Origin of the sequence: Frondihabitans sp. Leaf304 (assembly GCF_001423105.1) — a bacterium.
In the GTDB taxonomy this organism is placed as follows: domain Bacteria; phylum Actinomycetota; class Actinomycetes; order Actinomycetales; family Microbacteriaceae; genus Frondihabitans.
The window spans coordinates 244,208-262,251 of record NZ_LMNV01000005.1 but is presented as its reverse complement, the minus strand read 5'-3'; the positions used below and the strand labels follow the sequence as shown (position 1 = coordinate 262,251).

The 18,044-nt window shown below is 69.2% G+C and carries 21 protein-coding genes; 5 read left to right on the top strand and 16 right to left on the bottom strand.

The features are described 5' to 3' along the window. Positions 1–3 precede the first annotated feature (3 nt). The 5 genes from ASF54_RS14675 to ASF54_RS14655 form a co-directional block, all read right to left on the bottom strand. Positions 4–291 carry a hypothetical protein gene (locus ASF54_RS14675; protein ID WP_157510218.1) on the bottom strand — a complete coding sequence of 96 codons (288 nt, stop codon included), beginning with the start codon at positions 289–291 and terminating at the stop codon, positions 4–6. 203 nt (positions 292–494) lie between these two features. Further along, on the bottom strand, positions 495–818 hold the full coding sequence (locus ASF54_RS14670) for a hypothetical protein (RefSeq protein WP_055964725.1): 324 nt from the start codon (positions 816–818) through the stop codon (positions 495–497). A gap of 136 nt (positions 819–954) precedes the next feature. Then, on the bottom strand, positions 955–2,082 hold the full coding sequence (locus ASF54_RS14665) for a DUF2510 domain-containing protein (protein WP_055964722.1): 1,128 nt from the start codon (positions 2,080–2,082) through the stop codon (positions 955–957). Positions 2,083–2,219: 137 nt separating this feature from the next. Beyond that, positions 2,220–3,071, bottom strand: a complete 852-nt coding sequence (locus ASF54_RS14660) for a helix-turn-helix transcriptional regulator (RefSeq protein WP_055965427.1) — start codon at positions 3,069–3,071, stop codon at positions 2,220–2,222. Positions 3,072–3,260: 189 nt separating this feature from the next. Beyond that, positions 3,261–4,100, bottom strand: a complete 840-nt coding sequence (locus ASF54_RS14655) for a glycosyltransferase family 2 protein (protein ID WP_084816326.1) — start codon at positions 4,098–4,100, stop codon at positions 3,261–3,263. Between the two features lie 520 nt (positions 4,101–4,620). Here ASF54_RS14655 and ASF54_RS14650 point away from each other — a divergent pair. Together ASF54_RS14650 and ASF54_RS14645 are read left to right on the top strand one after the other, a co-directional pair. Continuing rightward, positions 4,621–5,646, top strand: coding sequence for a glycosyl hydrolase family 18 protein (locus ASF54_RS14650; RefSeq protein WP_055964719.1), 1,026 nt, complete (start codon positions 4,621–4,623; stop codon positions 5,644–5,646). 112 nt (positions 5,647–5,758) lie between these two features. Beyond that, positions 5,759–6,049, top strand: coding sequence for a hypothetical protein (locus tag ASF54_RS14645; RefSeq protein ID WP_162237148.1), 291 nt, complete (start codon positions 5,759–5,761; stop codon positions 6,047–6,049). Between the two features lie 133 nt (positions 6,050–6,182). Here ASF54_RS14645 and ASF54_RS14640 read toward each other — a convergent pair whose 3' ends face one another. The 3 genes from ASF54_RS14640 to ASF54_RS14630 all read right to left on the bottom strand — a co-directional run bounded on the left by ASF54_RS14640 (position 6,183) and on the right by ASF54_RS14630 (position 8,021). Then, positions 6,183–6,479 (bottom strand): hypothetical protein, encoded by a 297-nt coding sequence (locus ASF54_RS14640; RefSeq protein ID WP_055964713.1) that lies wholly within the window; start codon positions 6,477–6,479, stop codon positions 6,183–6,185. Beyond that, positions 6,479–7,075 (bottom strand): GNAT family N-acetyltransferase, encoded by a 597-nt coding sequence (locus ASF54_RS14635; protein ID WP_055964710.1) that lies wholly within the window; start codon positions 7,073–7,075, stop codon positions 6,479–6,481. The genes ASF54_RS14640 and ASF54_RS14635 overlap by 1 nt, the downstream gene beginning before the upstream one ends. 241 nt (positions 7,076–7,316) lie before the next feature. Further along, the gene (locus ASF54_RS14630; RefSeq protein WP_162237147.1) at positions 7,317–8,021 is read right to left on the bottom strand and encodes a ScbR family autoregulator-binding transcription factor; all 705 of its coding nucleotides are present in this window, start codon (positions 8,019–8,021) and stop codon (positions 7,317–7,319) included. A gap of 185 nt (positions 8,022–8,206) precedes the next feature. Between ASF54_RS14630 and ASF54_RS14625 the strand changes: the two genes are divergently transcribed. After that, positions 8,207–9,310: a glycerate kinase gene (locus ASF54_RS14625; RefSeq protein WP_055964705.1), complete on the top strand. Its 1,104-nt coding sequence runs from the start codon at positions 8,207–8,209 to the stop codon at positions 9,308–9,310. Between the two features lie 92 nt (positions 9,311–9,402). On the opposite strand, the gene ASF54_RS14620 is transcribed toward ASF54_RS14625, so the two are convergent. Both ASF54_RS14620 and ASF54_RS14615 read right to left on the bottom strand, forming a co-directional pair. Next, entirely contained in the window at positions 9,403–10,488 is a 1,086-nt protein-coding gene (locus ASF54_RS14620; RefSeq protein WP_055964702.1) for an alkene reductase, read from the bottom strand. Positions 10,489–10,518: 30 nt separating this feature from the next. Further along, positions 10,519–11,508, bottom strand: a complete 990-nt coding sequence (locus tag ASF54_RS14615) for an MBL fold metallo-hydrolase (RefSeq protein ID WP_084816324.1) — start codon at positions 11,506–11,508, stop codon at positions 10,519–10,521. Positions 11,509–11,665: 157 nt separating this feature from the next. Between ASF54_RS14615 and ASF54_RS14610 the strand changes: the two genes are divergently transcribed. After that, entirely contained in the window at positions 11,666–12,559 is an 894-nt protein-coding gene (locus ASF54_RS14610) for a glucose 1-dehydrogenase (RefSeq protein WP_055964699.1), read from the top strand. Positions 12,560–12,597: 38 nt separating this feature from the next. Here the strand turns inward: ASF54_RS14610 and ASF54_RS14605 are convergent, their stop codons facing one another. From ASF54_RS14605 to ASF54_RS16705, 3 genes are all read right to left on the bottom strand, one after another. Beyond that, positions 12,598–13,812, bottom strand: a complete 1,215-nt coding sequence (locus ASF54_RS14605; protein WP_162237146.1) for a GAF domain-containing protein — start codon at positions 13,810–13,812, stop codon at positions 12,598–12,600. Positions 13,813–13,888: 76 nt separating this feature from the next. Further along, entirely contained in the window at positions 13,889–14,803 is a 915-nt protein-coding gene (locus ASF54_RS14600) for a GH25 family lysozyme (protein ID WP_055964693.1), read from the bottom strand. 2 nt (positions 14,804–14,805) lie between these two features. After that, complete coding sequence (locus ASF54_RS16705) at positions 14,806–14,991, bottom strand: PspC domain-containing protein (protein WP_055964692.1); 186 nt, start codon at positions 14,989–14,991, stop codon at positions 14,806–14,808. 80 nt (positions 14,992–15,071) lie between these two features. Between ASF54_RS16705 and ASF54_RS14590 the strand changes: the two genes are divergently transcribed. Then, entirely contained in the window at positions 15,072–15,569 is a 498-nt protein-coding gene (locus tag ASF54_RS14590) for an SRPBCC family protein (protein WP_055964689.1), read from the top strand. Between the two features lie 194 nt (positions 15,570–15,763). Here ASF54_RS14590 and ASF54_RS14585 read toward each other — a convergent pair whose 3' ends face one another. The 3 genes from ASF54_RS14585 to ASF54_RS14575 form a co-directional block, all read right to left on the bottom strand. Next, positions 15,764–16,270: a hypothetical protein gene (locus tag ASF54_RS14585; RefSeq protein WP_055964686.1), complete on the bottom strand. Its 507-nt coding sequence runs from the start codon at positions 16,268–16,270 to the stop codon at positions 15,764–15,766. A 129-nt stretch (positions 16,271–16,399) separates the two neighbouring features. After that, positions 16,400–16,912 (bottom strand): FBP domain-containing protein, encoded by a 513-nt coding sequence (locus tag ASF54_RS14580; protein WP_055964683.1) that lies wholly within the window; start codon positions 16,910–16,912, stop codon positions 16,400–16,402. Between the two features lie 205 nt (positions 16,913–17,117). Beyond that, positions 17,118–17,927: a tryptophan-rich sensory protein gene (locus ASF54_RS14575; protein ID WP_055965422.1), complete on the bottom strand. Its 810-nt coding sequence runs from the start codon at positions 17,925–17,927 to the stop codon at positions 17,118–17,120. Positions 17,928–18,044 lie beyond the last annotated feature (117 nt).

The window sequence follows — 18,044 nt, the reverse complement described above, 5'->3', positions numbered from 1 at the left end:
TCGCTACGCGTCGACGAGCTCGTCGACAGGCACGACCGACTGCGAGAAGAGGAGCTCCTGGTAGGCGAGCTCTTCGGCCTGCTTCTGCGCCTTGCGCAAGCGCAGGTCGCGGCGACGCGCTGGCTCGTTCACGGGGGCGTCACCGGCGAAGAGCGGTCGCAACTCGTCGACCCGACGGGCGATCCGATCACCCAGCTCGCCGAAGAACTCATCACGGCCCGGCATGTCGAGGAAGCGACGCTCATCGGCCGCTCGCCAGAGATCGCTGGCGAGCTCGCCATACGCGTTCATCTGCCCCTGCTTCATAACCGAGCCCCCGCTCCGTCAGTCGTTCCGTGTGACTAGTCCACAGCACCCGCCAAGAAGGTGCATCAGCCTCAAGACTGATCCTTCGAACTATCGGTCGGCACGCAGGTACCACTGAACATCGTGAGAGACCGAACATCAGGATCCCACCACCCGCCAGACGACGCCGCCAGCGGTCGAGATCGACTCTAGGCCGAGCGCCCGTTTCCGTCGTGGGCATGCTCGAGCACGGCGCGCGCCGCGACCTGCAACACGTCGTGTGCATCGCAGCGGCGTTGCTCGGCGACCGCACCGCTCAGGCCGGTCGTCATCGCAGCACTCGCCACCGCCAGGGCGCTCACGACCTCGGCTTGACGTGCCGAGAGCGGCTCGTCGCTCAGCGTGTTCACGAGCTCGATCAGGCCGCGTTCGCTGGACTGTTGAGCATCGTCGCCACCGTCGAGGGAGGCCGTGGCCACCGCGACGAGCGCCAGCGCCAGCGCGGCTGCTTCGCGTTCGGTCAAGTGGTCCATGCCGTGCACGGTACCCCGCCCGGCCGTGCGGGGCCGGAGGCGTCTCCCAGGTCGAGGGCCCTGACACCGCAAATCGGGCCGAACTCCATCCTTCGACGGTGTCCGGCCCGATTTGTGGTGTCGCGCTCGAAAGGCGCTAGAGCGACGATCCGATCGCCGAGAAGACGCCGACGATCAGGGCCGTGAAGGCGATGATGTTGATGACGACGATCGCGATGCTGATCCACAGCGGCAGCAGGCCACGGCCCGAGCGACGGTGCACGACGACCGAACGGCCGATGATGTACACCAGCGGCGTGAAGAGCGCGAAGAACGACCAGGCCCAGTGGAACGGCCTGACGACGCCCTGGCGCTGCAGAGCCTTCCAGTCGAAGTAGGCGAGCACGACCGTCGCGGCGGCGATGAGGAGCCCGAGGATCGAGGTGAGCCCGGAGCTGGCAGTCGTCGTTCCGAAGCCCTGCGCCGAGTTCGGGTTCGCCTCGATCTGGCGGATGGCGTCTTCGAGGACCGGCTGCAGGCTCGCGAACGACAGGAGGCTGATGATGAGCGAGATGATCGGCAGGCCCACGATGACCCAGATGAAGATGTTGGTGACCTTGGCGTCTTTCGGCGCCTTCGGGATCTCCTGGCCGTAGCCATACTGCTGCTGACCGTACTGATTCTGGCCGTACTGATTCTGCTGGCCGTAGGGCTGCTGGCCGTTCTGCTGCTGACCGTACTGGTTCGGGGCGTACTGGTTCTGGCCGTACTGGTTCTGCTGCCCGTAGGACTGCTGTCCGTACTGTGCGGGCGCCTGGCCCTGCTGCGGCTGCTGACCCTGCTGTCCATACGGCTGCTGCTGACCGTACTGGCCCTGCTGGCCGTACTGACCCTGCTGGCCCTGGCCCTGCTGGCCGTACGGCTGCTGCTGACCGTACTGCCCCTGCGAACCGGCCGAGCTCTGCTCGGGCGCCGACCCGGGCGTCTGGTACCCGGGGATCCGCTCGCCGTAGGCGGGCCGATCGCGGTCGTCTCGAGCGGCGGGCGCCTGAGGTTCGGGCTCGACGGCCGAGCTGGGCGCGGCTACCGAAGCGATCTCGGCCTGCGGTTCGGGCCGAGCGGCCTGCTGCGGCGGCGCGTCGTGCTGGTGCAGCGGCGCCTGAGGTTCGGGGCCACGGACGTGCTCCGTCCAGGCGCGGCCGTCCCACCAGCGGTAGCCGGGATCACCGGACGGGTTCGGATACCAGCCGGGCTGCGGCAGTGCATTTCCGGTCGAGTCGGTCACGAGGGTTCCTTTGCAGTAGTGACGCAGCTGCAGTAGTGACGCAGCGTGGCGTCGTCGTCAGGTCGACAACGGGGTCGTTCGTCGCCCAGCCTAGGTCGAGGATCCTTGCAGCGACCAGAGAATGAACCCTCAGACAGCTAAGCGGCCCCGCCGGCGAACGACTGCCGTCCGACGACGGCGAGCAGATCGAGCTTCTCGGCCGACTCGCTCCCCGGCACGGCGGTGAAGACGAGCAGTCGTTGCGAGTCATCGTTCGGCGTCAGGATCTGGCAGTCGACCGCGATCACCCCGAGCTCCGGGTGGACGATGCGCTTCTCTTCGCCGCGCCGTTCGGCCACGTCGTGTTTCTGCCACAGGAGCCGGAACTCGGGGCTCCGCTCGAGGAGGCTGTCGACGATCGCGTGGGCGCGCGGATCCTTGGCTCCCCGTCGTGTCACCGAGACCCGCAGGTCGGCCACCTGCACCCGACTCTGGTGATCGTGGTCTTCGGCGGGGTAGACGTCGCGGCCCTCGGGGTGCGTGAACCAGCGGTGCACCTGGCTGCGGTCGAGCCCCTCGTAGCGGAAGTCGTCGCCGAGGAGCGCCTGCGCGGCGGGATTCTGGGCGAGGGTCGTGCCGAGGTCGTCGATCACCTGGGCGGGGGTGTCGTGAAGACGGTCGAGGATCCGAAGGAGCGTCGGGTGCACATGCTCGCTCAGCGCCTGCCGCTGCGGCGGGTTGTGGCCGGCGAGGCGGTGCAGGTGATCCCGCTCGTCCACCGTCAGCCGGAGCGCCCGCGTGATCGCCCCGAGGATCTGCTCGGACGGTTGGGTGGCGCGCTGCTGCTCGAGGCGGCTGACGTAGTCGACGCTCATACCGGCGAGCATTGCGACCTCTTCGCGGCGGAGGCCCGGCGTGCGGCGGCGGGCTCCGGCGCCGAGCCCGACGTCGGCCGGGCTGAGCGCCTCGCGGCGGCGGCGCAGGAAGTCGGCGAGCTGGGCGCGGTCCATGTCCATGCGTCGATTCTCCGCCCGCGCGGGGTGCCGAGCCAGGGATCGCCGCTCCCCCGCCCTGCTCGATCCCCCCCTTCGCCAATTTGCGACCGATCGGAAGACAGGGCCCGAAGTCACGCGTGACGGGAGTGACTCGAGGTTGGTTTCGCTCGCAAAATTGCGGGGCCGACGGTCGGGGCAGACGGGTCAGCGCCGGGCGAATCGCTGTTCGACCTCGACGCGGAAGGGGGCGACGATCGGGGCGGCCACGACGATCGGCTCGCGACGGATGTGAGCGAGAGCGGCGTTCTCGCGGCGCCTCTCGTCGAAGATCGTCTTCAGCACACGGATGCCGTCACCGATGGCGTCGAGATTCGACTCGCTGTGGACGCGGTGCTTCTCGAACGACGGCACCTCGACGACGCGCAGCTTCGCGGCCGCGAAACGGCAGGTGAGGATCGTGTCGATCTCGAAGCCGTCACCCCAGAGCATCGCGCCGTCGGAGGGAGCCTCGACCGCCGAGTCGACCATCTCGAGGGCGGGGAGCACGTCGCGCCAGAACGCGTTGTAGCCGTAGCACAGGTCGGAGTAGCGGGTGCCGAGGAGCACGTTGCAGATCAGGTTCAGGCCGAGATCCCGACCGGAGCGGAAGAGGTTCAGGTCGGCGGAGCCGCCACCCCTGCGAAAGCGCGAGCCCTTGGCGACGTCGGCACCCTTGACGAGAGTGTCGACCAGGGCGGGGATGTCTGCGGGGTCGGCTGCCCCGTCGGCGTCGAACAGGACGATGATGTCGCCGGTCGCGGCCTCGAAGCCGCAGGCGAGAGCATTGCCCTTGCCCGTGCGGGTCTGCTGGACGATCTTGATCCCGGGGAAGGCGCGGAGGGCGGTCTCGACGGTGCCGTCCACCGAGTCGCCGTCGACCAGGATGACCTCGTACGCGTCGGGGAGCTGAGGCAGGATCACCTCGAGGTTTGTGGCCTCGTTGCGAGCGGGAACGATGATCGAGATGGTCGGGTTCGATGGGCGCGGGGCAGTGCGGAACGTCATGTCGGGGAGCCCATTCGGGTAGGCGGTGCGTTCGGGAGTGGTGCAGACGCTCCTCGGCCTGGGTAAGACCTCGGTGCGCCGTCGGGTACCGCACAAGCTAGCTTCGAACGCTGGCCTGCGCGAACCCCCCGCTCGGGGGGTGGGCAGACGAACGACAACCGTTCGAGACCCCGTTCGGGTGTCTTTTTGTCACCCGATGGAGGGGGTGATGGCTGACCCGAGTCCTCGACGAGGAGGACACGCCTGTACCCCGAGCTGCGCCACGCCTCCATCGGGAGTCCTCCATTGTGCGGACACGCGCGAACCCTGTACCCCTCGACCCTCGAGACGACGGCTCCAAGGATCCGCCGCCCACGCCTCTCGAACCGACGTTTCTGACCCCTTTTCAGCCGCGCCCCACCCCTCCCCCAGCCTTGCGTTCGAAGTGGCTCTGTCACCCGAACTGGGGGCACGTTTTCGTCTCGTGCAGCAGCGGCCGATTACGCAGGTCGACCACTGGGCATCCCACTACCCTCGATCCATGACCACACGATCGCCGCTCCGGCTCCTGATCGCCTCGGCGGGAGTGGCGGCGCTCCTCGCCCTCGCCGGCTGCTCGAGTGCGGCTGGCCCGGCGAACACGGCGGAGATTCCGACCGGGGTGGCGTTCGAGGGCTACGCCGTCGCCGGCGACTCGGCCTTGAAGGCTCTCGCGAGCGACTCCGCCGCCCTCGACACGGTCGCCATCTCGGGTGTGAGCCTCACCTCGGAGGGCGGCGGAGTGGCTGCGTCGTCGAGTGACGCGCTCGCCCTGCTCGCGAAGGCGCACTCCGCGACGAAGAAGGCGGAGCTCGTCGTCGACAACATCGACGCGAGCAAGGGCGTCTACAGCCAGGCGATCGCGACCAAGATGCTCTCGAGCGAGTCGAACCGGCAGTTCGTCATCGCCGGCCTCGCCGGAGAAGTGGAGCACGGCGGCTACGACGGCGTGCAGCTCGACTTCGAGAGCCTGTCGGCGTCGAACTCCGACGACCTCGTCTCGTTCGCGAGCGAACTCCGCGAGACGCTTCCGGCGAAGGCCACGATCTCGATGGCGCTGACCGCGCAGACGTCGGCGAGCGGCTACCTCGCCGCCGGCTACGACCTGGCGAAGCTCACGGCGTCGATCGACCGCTTCGCGCTGCTGGCCTACGGCGAGCACGGCAGCTCGTTCAGCGAAGCCGGGCCGGTCGGCGGGCTTCCCTGGGCACAGCAGGCGCTGGCGGCGCTCCTCACTCTCGTTCCGGCGAAGACGGTCGATCTCGCGGTGGCGGGCTACGGCTCGACCTGGCCGACCACTGGCAAGGGTGGCGTGATCTCGCCCGCCGAGGCCCGCGATCAGGCCGGAAGCCGCGCCAACTGGGTCTCCGCCCAGGGGGAATGGACGGCCAAACTCGCCGACGGCACCGTGCTCTGGTGGTCTGACGCGAGGTCGCTCACAGTGCGCGCGAATGCCGCGAAATCGGCCGGCCTACACGGCGTCGCGCTGTGGCAGATCGCGACGGCCGACCCCGTCGGTAGAGGGTAGCGACGGGCTGGCGGATCCTCGTCCTCGAAATTCGGTTGGCGAGTCGTCGCTCGACGACGTAGAGTCCCGGTAATCGAACGTACGTTCGAATGAGAGGGGCGAGGTGGACGTCATGACCCGGGTCGACGAGGAGGTGTCTGTGTGGGTGTCCGAAGAGGGCATCCCGCAGCGGATCGTGTGGAAGGCCGAGCGGTTTCGGGTGAGCGATACCCCGACGCGGCTGAATCCCACGTATCCCGGCTGGCAGACCGAGGCGGCATTCGACCCCGCCTTCACGCACCCGCCCGAGCCGCGCGAATCATGGCGATTCCAGGCCACCGCCGAGAGCGGGCAGACCCTGGTCTTCGATGTGAGCCGCGAGCCGTATAACTCGCGCTGGCGCCTGCTGCGCACCTACGACTGAGCGGGTCTGTCTGCCGCCTGCCGCCTGCACCGAATTTGAAGGAAAAACCGTGGCCGGGGGCCCGCCGATCCGCTTGTCTTCGTCGAGCGGCGGCGGCTTCTCCTTCGAATTTGCAAGAGCTGCGAGCTGCCAGCTACGCGTACGGCAGCCGCGTCCAGGTGCCGCCATCGCGCCGTGTCAGCGCCACCCGCTGCACCTCGGCGAGCGCCGTCGTCGCCGTCGCCACGAGGTCGGCCACGCGGGCGGCCTGGCGGTCGGCATCCGCCGTGAAGCGGACCACCAGTCGGGCCTCGCCCCGCACGACCGCGACATCGCGCGCCTCGACGGTGACCTCGGCCGCCGCCGCCTCGGCTGCGCGGGGCAGAACGGCGTCGGGAGCGACCCCGCGCGCCAGCCGTCCGATGGTGAGGGTCACTCGATACGAAGCCATCAGGCGTGCCCGGCGAGACGCTGAGTCAGCGACTGCCGCACGGTCGGCCATTCGCTGTCGATGATCGAGAAGACGACGGTGTCGCGGATCGTTCCGTCGGGCCACACCCGGTGATTGCGCAGCACTCCGTCTTGCTTCGCGCCGAGACGAGCCACCGCGGCCCGCGACTGCTGGTTGTGCCAGTGCACCCGGAATTCGACGGCGATGCAGACAAGGCTCTCGAACGCGTGCCGGAGCAGCAGCAGTTTCGCCTCGGTGTTGATGCCGGTGCGCTGCGCCTCACGGCCGAGCCAGGTAGAGCCGATTTCGAGCCGGCGGTGTTCCGGCTCCAGGTTGAGCAGCGTGGTGATGCCGACGGCGTGGCCGCTGCGGGTGTCGATCACCGCCCACGGCACCTGCGTTCCGGCCCGGTGCAGTGCGATCCTCGCTCGGATGTCGTCCGCCATGTCGTCGGGCGCCGCGATGTGTGTCGCGTACCAGGTGCGCCAGAGGTCTCCGACGGCGACGGCCTCGGCGAGATCGGCGGCGTGGGTCTCCGCCAGCGGCTCGAGCCGGACCCGGTCGCCGACGAGGGTGGGAAGCGCGGTGAACTCCATGCGTCGACCCTATTGGCGCCGCCGCGTCACTGCGGTGTGGCGGCACTGCGGTGTGGCGGCACTGCGGTGTGGCGGCCTCCGAATTCGAAGGAGAAACCGCACCCGGGGGCCCGCCGATCCGCATAACTTCGTCGAGCACCTCGCGTTTCTCCTTCAAATTCGAAGGGACCGCCAAATTCGAAGGGACCGCAGGATCCGGCACGCCGACCTCACCTCAGACCCGCTGCGCCACACAACCCCGCTACGGCCGGATCAGCGCCGGCAGCAGCTGCGACGCCTCCACATACTCGGGCGCCGCGATCCCCGAGACCAGGATCTCCCACATCTCGCGGACCCTCACGAACAGATCGGGCCCGTGCCCGAGTGAGTTCGAGACGAGATTGACCCCGACGAAGGCTCCGACGACGAATCGCGAGAGCTTCTCCGGGTCGAGGCCGGACCGGAGTTCGCCGTTCTCGACGCCGCGCCGGAGGAGGTCGACGGTCAGATCCGTCCACAAGTCGTAGGGCGCGCTGATGTCGAGCTGGGCGACGAGCTCCTCCGTCGTCAGCTTGACGCCGGCCGCGACGACGGCATCGTCGACGATCTGCGCGGCGAGGTTGCGGTGGAGCCGGATCATCGTCTCAATCACGGAGTAACCCGCATCGAGGGTTTCTTGCGCCCGAAGCGCAGTCAGCCGCGTCTCTTCGGCGATCACGGCATTTGCGAGGTCGCGCTTCGACGAGAAGTGGAAGTACAGAGCACCCTTGGTCACCCCAGCCTCGACGGCCACCACGTCGAGGGTCGTCCGGGCGTATCCCCGTTCGGCGAAGACGGTCGCCGCGGCCTGAATGATGGCGCTCTGAGTCGCCTGCGCACGCTCTTGGCGCGGCTTGGGAAGAGCCGGGGGCGTTGGTCGGTCGCCGTGCCCCTGCCCGTTGTTCGTGACGCCATCGTCATCACTCACGATGTCACCGCCGTCTTTTCTCATTGGCAGTCTCCACACGGCCTGACCCGTGCGTGCTCATGCTAGACCGCGACCGAGCGGTCTACGGCGTCTGGCTCGAGATGGCGTTTTCGGGATAGACGTGGGGCGACGGCTGTCGGGAGGTGGGACGGCGGGGCTGGGGCAGGGGACCGTAGGGTCAACCCATGAGGATCGTCATCGCCTGCGACTCGTTCAAGGGCTCGGCCACCGCCGCCGAGGTGTGCGCCGCCCTCCGCCGTGGCTGGCAGCGGGTGCGACCGGCCGACGACATCATCGTGCGCCCCATGGCCGACGGCGGCGAGGGCACGCTCGACGCCTTCGAGGCCGGCGTTCCCGGTGCGGTCCGGCATCCGATCCGGGTGACAGGGCCTCTCGGCGAGGCCCACGAGGCGTCGTTCCTCACACTGCCCGACGGCACCGCGGTCGTCGAGCTTGCCTCGATGAGCGGCATCACGCTGGTGCCGGAAGGTGGGCTCCGGCCGCTCGACGCGACCACGACGGGATTTGGGCAGGCGGTCGCGAGTGCCCTCGGGGCGGGGGCCGTCCGTGTGCTGCTCGCCGTCGGATCCTCGTGTTCGACCGACGGCGGCGCCGGCGCCCTGACCGCCCTGGGTGCGCGGTTCTCGAGAGCCGACGGCAGGCCGATCGCCCGTGGGGCGCGAGGCCTCGCCGACCTCGCCTCGGTCGATCTCGACGGACTGCCGGCACTGCCCGCGGGAGGAGCGGTCGTGCTGTCGGACGTGACGAACCCGCTGACCGGGCCGACCGGGGCCGCCGCGGTCTTCGGTCCGCAGAAGGGAGCTACCCCCGACGACGTCGTGCTGATCCACCGCTGGCTCACCCACTATGCCGAGCTCATGCCGGGCGACCCGGGGTCAGCGACCGCGCCGGGTGCCGGCGCGGCCGGCGGCACCGGGTTCGGGCTCCTCGCCTGGGGAGCCACTATCCGAAGCGGCGCCGGCTTCGTCGCCGACCTGCTCGACCTGCCCGGAGCGATCGGGGAGGCCGACGTCGTCATCACGGGCGAGGGCCGGTTTGACGACCAGTCGGCCGCGGGCAAGGCCCCGTCGGTCGTGCTCGACCTCGCAGAACAGGCCGACGTGCCCGCGCTGCTCGTCGCAGGGTCGATCACGGCCGACACGACGCGATTCGCTGCAACCGTGTCACTCAGCGAGCTGGCGGGCGAGACGGCGAGTGCGCTTCAGGATCCGACGCGCTGGCTCGAGCGGGCGGGCGAGACTCTCGCCATGGCCCAGCCGGCGACCTGACGCGAATCGGCCGACATCACAGCGCCGCGGCGCGCGATGTCGGCCGATTCGAGCGAGGTCACACCAGAGCACCTCGTGACGCGGGCGACGCTCTACGCGTCGGCTCGCACCTGCAGGCTCGGGTAGTCCGTGTAGCCCTCGGCGCCCGGGCCGTAGAACGTGCCGGGGTTCGGCTCGTTCTCGTCGGCCTCGGCCTGCCAGCGCTCGACCAGGTCGGGGTTCGCGATCGCGAGACGGCCGATGGCGATGGCGTCGGCGTGGGCCGACTCGATGAGCTCGGTGGCCTCGGCGCGGGTGGTGACCTGCCCGAAGCCGGAGTTGACGACGAACGCGCCGCCGAACCGCTCGTGCAGGTCGGTGACGAGCGCACCCTCGAGGTCGGCCTGCAGAATGCTCACGTAGGCAAGGTCGAGCGGTGCGAGGGCGTCGATCAGGATGCCGTAGGTCTCGTGCACGTCGGCGGGATCGGTCTCGGCGATGCCCTGGATGTTGTGCGCCGGCGAGATGCGGATGCCGGTGCGGCCGGCACCGATCGCCTCGCGGACGGCCTTGACGACCTCGATGACGAAGCGGGCGCGGTTCTCCGGGCTGCCGCCGTACTGGTCGTCGCGCTCGTTTCCGCCGGGTGCCAGGAACTCGTGCAGCAGGTAGCCGTTGGCCGAGTGGATCTCGACGCCGTCGAAGCCGGCGCGGATCGCGTTGCGGGCTCCGACCACCAGCTGCTCCTTGACGTCGGCGAGCTCGTCGATCGTCAGGGCGTGCGGCACGGGGAAAGCGACCTTGCCCTCGGCGGTGTGGGTCTCGCCCTCGATCGCGATCGCCGACGGGGCGACAATGCGGTCGGTGCCGGTGATGTCGGTGTGCGAGACGCGGCCGCCGTGCATGAGCTGCAGCACGATGGTGCCGCCGCGGGCGTGGACGGCGCTGGTGACGACCTGCCAGGCCTCGACCTGCTCGTCGGTCTCGATGCCGGGCTGGCCCGGGTAGGCCTTGCCCTCTTGTACGGGCCAGACGCCCTCGCTGACGATCATGCCGAACGAGGCGCGCTGCGCGTAGTACTCGACGACGAGGTCGCCGGGAACGCCGCTCTCGCTGGAGCGGAGGCGCGTAAGCGGCGCCATAGTGACTCGGTTGTCGAGTCGGAGGTCGCCGAAGACGGCGGGTGTAAAGAGGTCCATTCCGCCGAGTTTAGGCCCGACAACAGGCAACTACCGTCGCCCGCCGACGTATTCACGGTGCAGCGCGGTCTGCGACAGCGCCGACCACAACTGAAACCCGGTGAGATTGTCGAAACCCGCAGTCCAGGTGAGCTTTGAGGCGATCTCCCAGATCGAGAGCGAAGGATCCGCGGCCACCGTAGCCCGCACCTCCGCCGTCCGCCGGAGGTGATGCTCTGCCGTCTCCGCCGCCCGCTCGGCCACCCCTGTGAACCGGAAGCCGTGCCCCGGCAGCACCTCTACATCTTCCGGTCGCGAGATGCGCTCCAGCGCCTGCAGGTAGTCGGCGAGCGGATTGGTCGTCGACGCTCCGCCGAGACCGAGGCCGCTGAACACGGTCGGCAGCAGGTGATCGCCGCTGAAGAGGAGGCCTCGGCCGGTGTCGCGCAGACACAGGTGACCGGGCGTGTGGCCGGGTGTGTGCACGACGTCGAGCGCGAAGCCGGGCACGTCGAGGCGGTCGCCGTCGGAGAGCAGCAGGTCGATCGCGGGGACGATCACGGGCGGCATGGCGTCGGCGACGTTGACGAGCTCGGCCGAGCGTTCGACGGGGACTCCCCACTCGCGCGCCTGCTGAGCGGTGCCCTCGCGGGTCGGCGGGTGCTCGGCCAGGGTCTGCAGGGCCGCCGCCTCAGCATGGTGCAGGGCGAGCGTGGCGCCGGAGGCGTGCTGGATCCTCGTCGCCATTCCGAGATGGTCGGCGTGCAGGTGCGTGACCGTCACGGAACGGATCGCGTCGGGTCGGGCGTCGAGGGAGGCCAGCGCGTCGACGAGGCGGCTCCAGTTGTCGTCGCCGTCGGTGCCGGGGTCGATCACGTGGAATCCGCCCGACGAGTCGCGGAGGAGATAGAGGAGCGACGCCGGCAGATGCTCGCCCGGCATCGGCTGGCCGAGAGCCCAGACGTCGACGCGCACCCGTTCGAGGCCCGGCACATCGAATGCCGCGCTCGCGTCGAACTGGGCTGCGCTGGTCGACTCCATGCGGTCAGCCTACGAGCGTCGCGCACGGCCAGGCACGACCGCGAAGGAGCGCGCGACCGGCACGGCCGAACCCCCTGTACCCCGCTTCGCTCACCGGACTACCGTCGGGCCCGGATACCCGTGCTCCGGTATCTCCCGCGACAGCGAAAGGCACTCCATGGCTCCCGATCAGTACGCATTCGAAGATCCCAGCAAGAAGTACGAGATGACCCCGCCCGAGCAGTATCTCGAGGGCGCCGGCAAAGACGAGGATCTCGCGATCCCCGCCGACCACGGCGAAGAGACCTACCGCGGCAGCGGCCGCCTCGAGGGGCGCAAGGCGCTCATCACCGGCGGCGACTCCGGCATCGGCGCGGCTGTCGCCATCGCGTACGCCCGCGAGGGCGCGGACGTCGCGATCAGCTACCTCCCCGAAGAGCAGGAGGACGCCGACAACATCGTCGCCCTCATCGAGAAGGCCGGGCGCAAGGCTGTGGCCATCCCCGGTGACATCAAAGACGAAGCCTTCTGCGAGCAGCTCGTGAAGACGGCGGTCGACGGTCTCGGCGGCCTGGACATCCTCGTGAACAACGCAGGCAAGCAGCAGCATGTCGAAGACCTCCTCGAGCTCACCACCAAGAACTTCGACGACACGTTCAAGACGAACGTCTACGCCATGTTCTGGATCACGAAGGCGGCGCTCCCCCACCTCACGCCCGGCTCGAGCATCATCAACACGACCTCGATCCAGGCGTACAGCCCGGCCGAGTTCTTGGTCGACTACGCGTCGACGAAGGCCGCGATCAACACCTTCTCCAAGGCCCTCTCGCAGCAGCTCGCCCCCAAGGGCATCCGGGTCAACGCGGTCGCTCCCGGCCCGATCTGGACCCCGCTGCAGCCCGCCGGCGGCCAGCCCGCCGATGCCCTGCCCGAGGTCGGCGACGAGACGCCGCTCGGTCGCTGGGGTCAGCCGGCCGAGCTCGCTCCCGCCTACGTCTTCCTGGCGTCGGGCGAGTCGAGCTACGTGATCGGCGAGACGCTGCACGTCAACGGCGGTATGCCCACGCCGTAATCCGGCGCTGCCCTGGCGCCTTGCGCCCGTCGTCCCGCTCAGGCGGTGACGGCGGGCACAGTGCCGAGGGCGACTTCGCGTTGCACCGCGAGAGCGAGTTCGCGAAGCAGAACGAGGTCGACACTGTCGGCCGGACGCGGCCGCGAGTCGATCACGCAGAGCGCACCGATCCGGATTCCGCCGGGCCCCTCGATCGGGTAGCCGGCGTAGAACCGCGCGGCGGGGTGTGTGACGAACCGGTCGTCGGCCCAGAGGTCGGGCACGATGAACGGCCCCGACCCCTTGATGGTCTCGGCGCACATCGCTCCGCGCAGCGGAATCTCGCTGGCGTAGGCACCGGCGATCGCCTTGTTCCACACGCGATCGGGCCCCACGATCGAAAAGGCCGCGCCGGTCGCAGCCAGAAGGATCCGCGCCCGCTCGACGATGTCGTCGAACCGTCGCTCGCGCTGCGAGTCGAGGATCCCGAGGTCGTAGATGACGCCGAGCCGCTCGGACTCGGTCTGGGGTGAATCACGGAGCGGGCAGATCTCTCGCCCCGCCGCGAACTGCTCGTCGAGGGGTGCCCGGAGGCGCGCCGCGAGCATGTCGGCCACGGCGCGATAGACGTCGGAAGACTTCGTGGGTGCTGCATGGGCGTCCGATGCCTGCCCATGGGGAAGGGCGACGAAACGTACTCCCGGCAACTCGTCGCAGAGGTCGGCGGCCTCCGCGTTGAGTCGATCGGCGTGCTCGTCGAGGATGCTGCCCGGTGTGATGTCGAAGAGGCTCAGCGTCGAGGGTCGATCGATCTCGAGCACGACGATCTCGGCACCGTCATGGCGGTGCGCAATCGCCCGGGCGAGCACGGCCGCCAGCGACTCGCGGTAGCGCGCAACCGACGTCATGCGCAGGGCATCACTCAGCCCGAGCACCACGACGATCGCGTCGTAGGCGCCGAGACGGCCGAGAGGCAACGCGGCCGCCGCGGAGGTGATGGTCATTGTCGGGTCGGCCACGACATCGACGTCGGTGCCACGCCCGGTGCGCATGCTCACGCTGCGTGCGAGATGACCCGGCAGCGCCAGGTCGTGACTCCGCACACCCCAGCCCACGGCCTCGCCGTTGCCGAAGATCAGAATGCGGTCGGGATCGACTCCCGGTGCGTGCGCCCAGGGGGCGTCATCCGGGCGGGGCAGCGTCAGCCGAGCGCCAAGGCCGGCGAAGCGCCCCCGGAAGAACGGGAGGGCAAGCGAATGCGGCAGAGAGGGCACGGTGGTTCCGATCGGCTTGCGGGTGAGGCGCTGACACAGGTGACTCTTGACTATCACCCGTGCGTCACCCCCGAGGCTAGTCCCCAGATGCGGGGGTGATCCGATCGGTCTGTAGTTCGGGGAGGGCTTCGAACTGCGATTCGGCGAGCGCCACGAGGTCGTCGAAGGACCCGGCGAAGAGGTTTTCATCGGACGCCGCGACGTCACCCTTGGTGCGGTTCGTGATGCCCTTGTAGCGCGACCCCGTGCTCGTGTACTGCCAGATGGTCCAGCCCGGCCAGCCGTTCGGGAGGTCGATCGATCCGCCGCCGACATCGTCGACGTAGCGGGCGAGGAACAGCGGGTACGACGTGAAGTCGGTCGATCCTCCGGTGCAGGTCTTCCACCAGTTCGCGTTCGTGTAGATGGCCGGCACGCGCCCGGTGAGCCCCGTCACGGTGTCGAGATAGGCCGACACCCAGCGCTGCATCTGCTTCGGTGTCAGGCCCCAGCAGGAGTTCGTGCCGTCTGACGCGGCGTAGGGATTGAACTCGAGGTCGAGAAGCGGCGGCAGCGTCCAGCCGCCGTCGACGCGGCCACCGCCGAGCTCGCCGAGCGACGCCACGAAGTACTCGGCCTGCTTCACCGCGGTCGAGGTGTTCGGTTTCGCGAAGTGATAGGCCCCACGAATGAGACCCGCTGCCTTCGCGGTCGTGTACTGGTTGGCGAGACGCGCACTCGTGTAGGTGTCGCCCTCGGTCGCCTTAATGTAGACGAACCGTGCGCCCCGGGCATAGACCTTTCTGAAGCTGACGCCGTGCTGGTAGGCGCTGACGTCGAGGCCGGGGACGGTTTGCTCAGGCAACGCCGTGCCCGAGGAGGTGGAGGGCGCGGCGGCGGCAACGGGCGGTGACCCCGCTCGCGACGGGCCTGGATCCTGAAGCACCGTCGAACCGGCCACGCCGAGCACGATCAAACCCGCGATCAGCGCCGCCGCTCGGCCGTGGGGCACGCCTACTTCTGCTTGGGGATCAGGATCCAGAGCGCCAGGTAGAGCAGGAACTGCGGCCCGGGCAGGATGATCGACACGACGAACAGCAGCCGCACGACGAAGCGGCTCCAGTGGAAGCGGTCGGCGATGGCCGCGCAGACACCCGCGATGACGGTGCCGCGCTTGGGTCGGACGAGGTGATGAGCCATGCCACGAGTGTGCCCGACCTGCCTGATCCCACCATGAGTGCGGGCCAACCCGGGTCGGGTGTCGGCTCCGAACCCCTGTCATGAGCACAACGTCGTCGTCGACCGCCTCCGCCCACGGTGTGGCCCGCTCGGGTCTCGAGGCCACGTGGGACGTCAGCACGCCCCTGACCCCCGTCGGCTTCTACCCCCGCTCCGGCCTGCTGCCCGCCGTCGTCGAAGTGCGCGATCAGACCGGTGCGTGGGACGCCCCGGGGCAGACCCGCCAGCTGATGCTGTCCGACGGCGGAAGCGTCGTCGAGCACACCGTTCTCGTCGATCGACCCGGCCGTTTCGTGTACGAGCTCAGCGACTTCCAGAAGCTCTTCGGGGTGCTCGTGTCGAGCGCCCGCGCCGAGTGGGAGTACAGCGAGGTGCCCGGCGGCACACGAATCGACTGGACCTACACGTTCTTCGCGAGGCCACGCGCCGGGCTCGTGCTTCGCGGCATCGTGTCGCTGCTCTGGGGCCCCTATATGCGCCGGGTGCTGCCCGGGATCATCGCCGAGGTAGAACGGCAGGATCCGGCCCACCGCCGCTGAGGTCGGTGCCGCTCGCGCTCTGTGCCGGGCGCTCCGCTTGGCCCCGCGCTCCGCTGGGTTCCGCTCGGCTCCGCTCGGAGTCGGCGGGTGTAGTTAGGTGTCGGCGGGTGCTGGAGCACCCGCCGACTCCTCAGAACACCCGCCGACCTCTCGCGGGGCCTCGCACGGGCCTCGCCCAGGCGAAGGGGCCGCCGTCAGCCGTGCGCGAGCAGTTCGAGCCCGATCACCGCGAGGCCGAGCACGACTTCGGCGAGCAGCACGACGGCCTTCTGCCAGAACGGCAGGGTGATCCGACGGACGGCGAGGAATCCAACGAAGGCCAGCGTCGCGATGAGCACCACGACCGCCGCCTGGATCGCAGCCTCGATCGACCACACGTCGAGCTGCGCGAGCAGCAGAAACACCATCGGCAGCACGACGACGCCGATGGAGCCGATGCTCACCCCGATCATGTGCCGGAGCTCCGGCGCGGTCGGCAGCTTGGCATGCACGGTCAGGTGGCTCAGCAGATCGGCCACGAAGACGGCGAGCAGGGTGCCGACAACAGCAATGAGCAGCGTGATCGCCGCCTGACCCGGAGTGGTCTCGGAGGCGTGCGATTGGAGCGTAAGCACCACGGCGAGGCTCGTGAAGGTGACGTAGATGCGCTCCTTAAGGCTCTCGGCGCGCGCTTCGGCGTCGGGTGCGGGTCGGGTGCTCACCGGCTCAGCCTAGGCCGCGGGTGTCGTTCACTGTGCTGCGCGTCACTAACCGTTTCACGCATCACTCACCGTTTATTCGGTGCGCGATGCGTGAAACGGTTAGCCATGCTGACTGTCGGCTAACCGCACCTACACCGACGCGGCGAACGCAGCCACCCGCGACCGCAGCCGCACGACCTGCTCGTCACGGGCGGCGTCGGCGTCGAAGCCGAGGTATGCCTGGGGCGGACGGCGCCGGGCATTGGTGGAGCACTCGAAGTCGGCGCAGACGAGGGTGCCGAGCGTGTTGCCGTTGCGACCCAAAGCGCCGGAGCGCTTGGCGCTGTAGAACACGACCGGGCTCGGCAGCGTGACGTCCTGGCACCAGGCGCACTGGGCGCGAGCGGTCGGCGCCACGTCGCCCTGCCGCAGGAGGATCGCGGTGACTCCGCCGCCGCCGGACGGGATCGCGGTGACTCCGTCGCCGACGGACGGGATCACGGCGTAGGCCCGGCGCGGCATCTTGGGGTCGCGCCAGCCCAGGAAGTCGAGGGCGTCCCACTCGATTTCGCCGAACGAGGGCGGCAGCGTCAGGTCGGAGACCTCTTTGCGGGAGGCGTTCGAGAACGAGGAGCGGATGGTTTTTTCGGTCAGAGGAAGCACGGTTGAACACCAGTCAGAAGAAGGCGCGCGAGGGCGCAAAGAAATCGGAAGCCGGCGGTGGGAACGCCGGAGAAGGAAGGGTCGGGGCTACCTGCCGCCGGCGAGAATGCCGCCGACGACCTCCCGACGCCCGCTGGGCTTCGCCGATCCGATGGTGTTCACGCCTCAACGGTAACCCTTGAAGGCGTTCCGCGGATCCTTGTCGCTACGCTCGCGTCGTGCTCGCCGCTCCTCGCGCCGATCGCAGCCGGACGACGACTGTCGCGCCCACGATGACGACGACAGCGACGATCGCGGCCACCGCGGTGGGTGTCGACTCGGGCGAGCCGGACAGCCGCGCCTGGGCGATCCACGCGAGCCCCCACCCGAGCGACAGGGCCGGGGCGATGCGCCCGCGGCCGAGGGTGGCCACGGCGAGGCCCACCAGGCCGGCGACCGCGACGATCACGACCGCCCAGAGATCGGGCGAGATGCCGAAGCCCTCGAAGCCTTCCGCAACGAGGAGAGCGGTGACGTTGGCCGCCGTCGCCACCGACACCCAGCCGAGGTAGAGCCCGACTGTTCCGTCGGTGACGACCGCGTCGACAACGCTCGCGGACTTCGTCGTCGCGGTGATGCGGAAGGAGATGACGAGCGCGACGAGCAGTGCCGCGATGACGGGCACACTCAGCCACAGCTGATCGAACTGGATGCTCAGGATCCAGGCCGCGTTCAGCACGAGCGACCACGCGATCGGGTAGCCGAGTCGGCGGTGCCTCTCCGCGGTCGCCTGCGCTGGCAAGAACTGCCAGACCGCGTAGGCGACGAGGCCGAGGTAGATCAGACCCCAGATCTGAAACGCACCCGTGCCGGGAGCAACCAGCGTGGCGTCGGCGGCGAGCGCGCCACCTGCGGCCTCGGCGATGGGAGTGCCGAAGAGCACGCCCGACCCGACGAACGAACCGACGATCGCGATCACGGCGCTGATAGCGACCGTCGCCTGCCGCCGGCGATCGCTTCGAGTGGGAGTCGACATGACGATCATCTTGCCCTAGACGGCTCGCCGGTGACCTGACGGGAATCGGCCGATGTCACAGCGCCGCGGCGCGCGAGGTCGGCCGATTCACGCGACCTCCCTCGCCGCGAGGGCGCG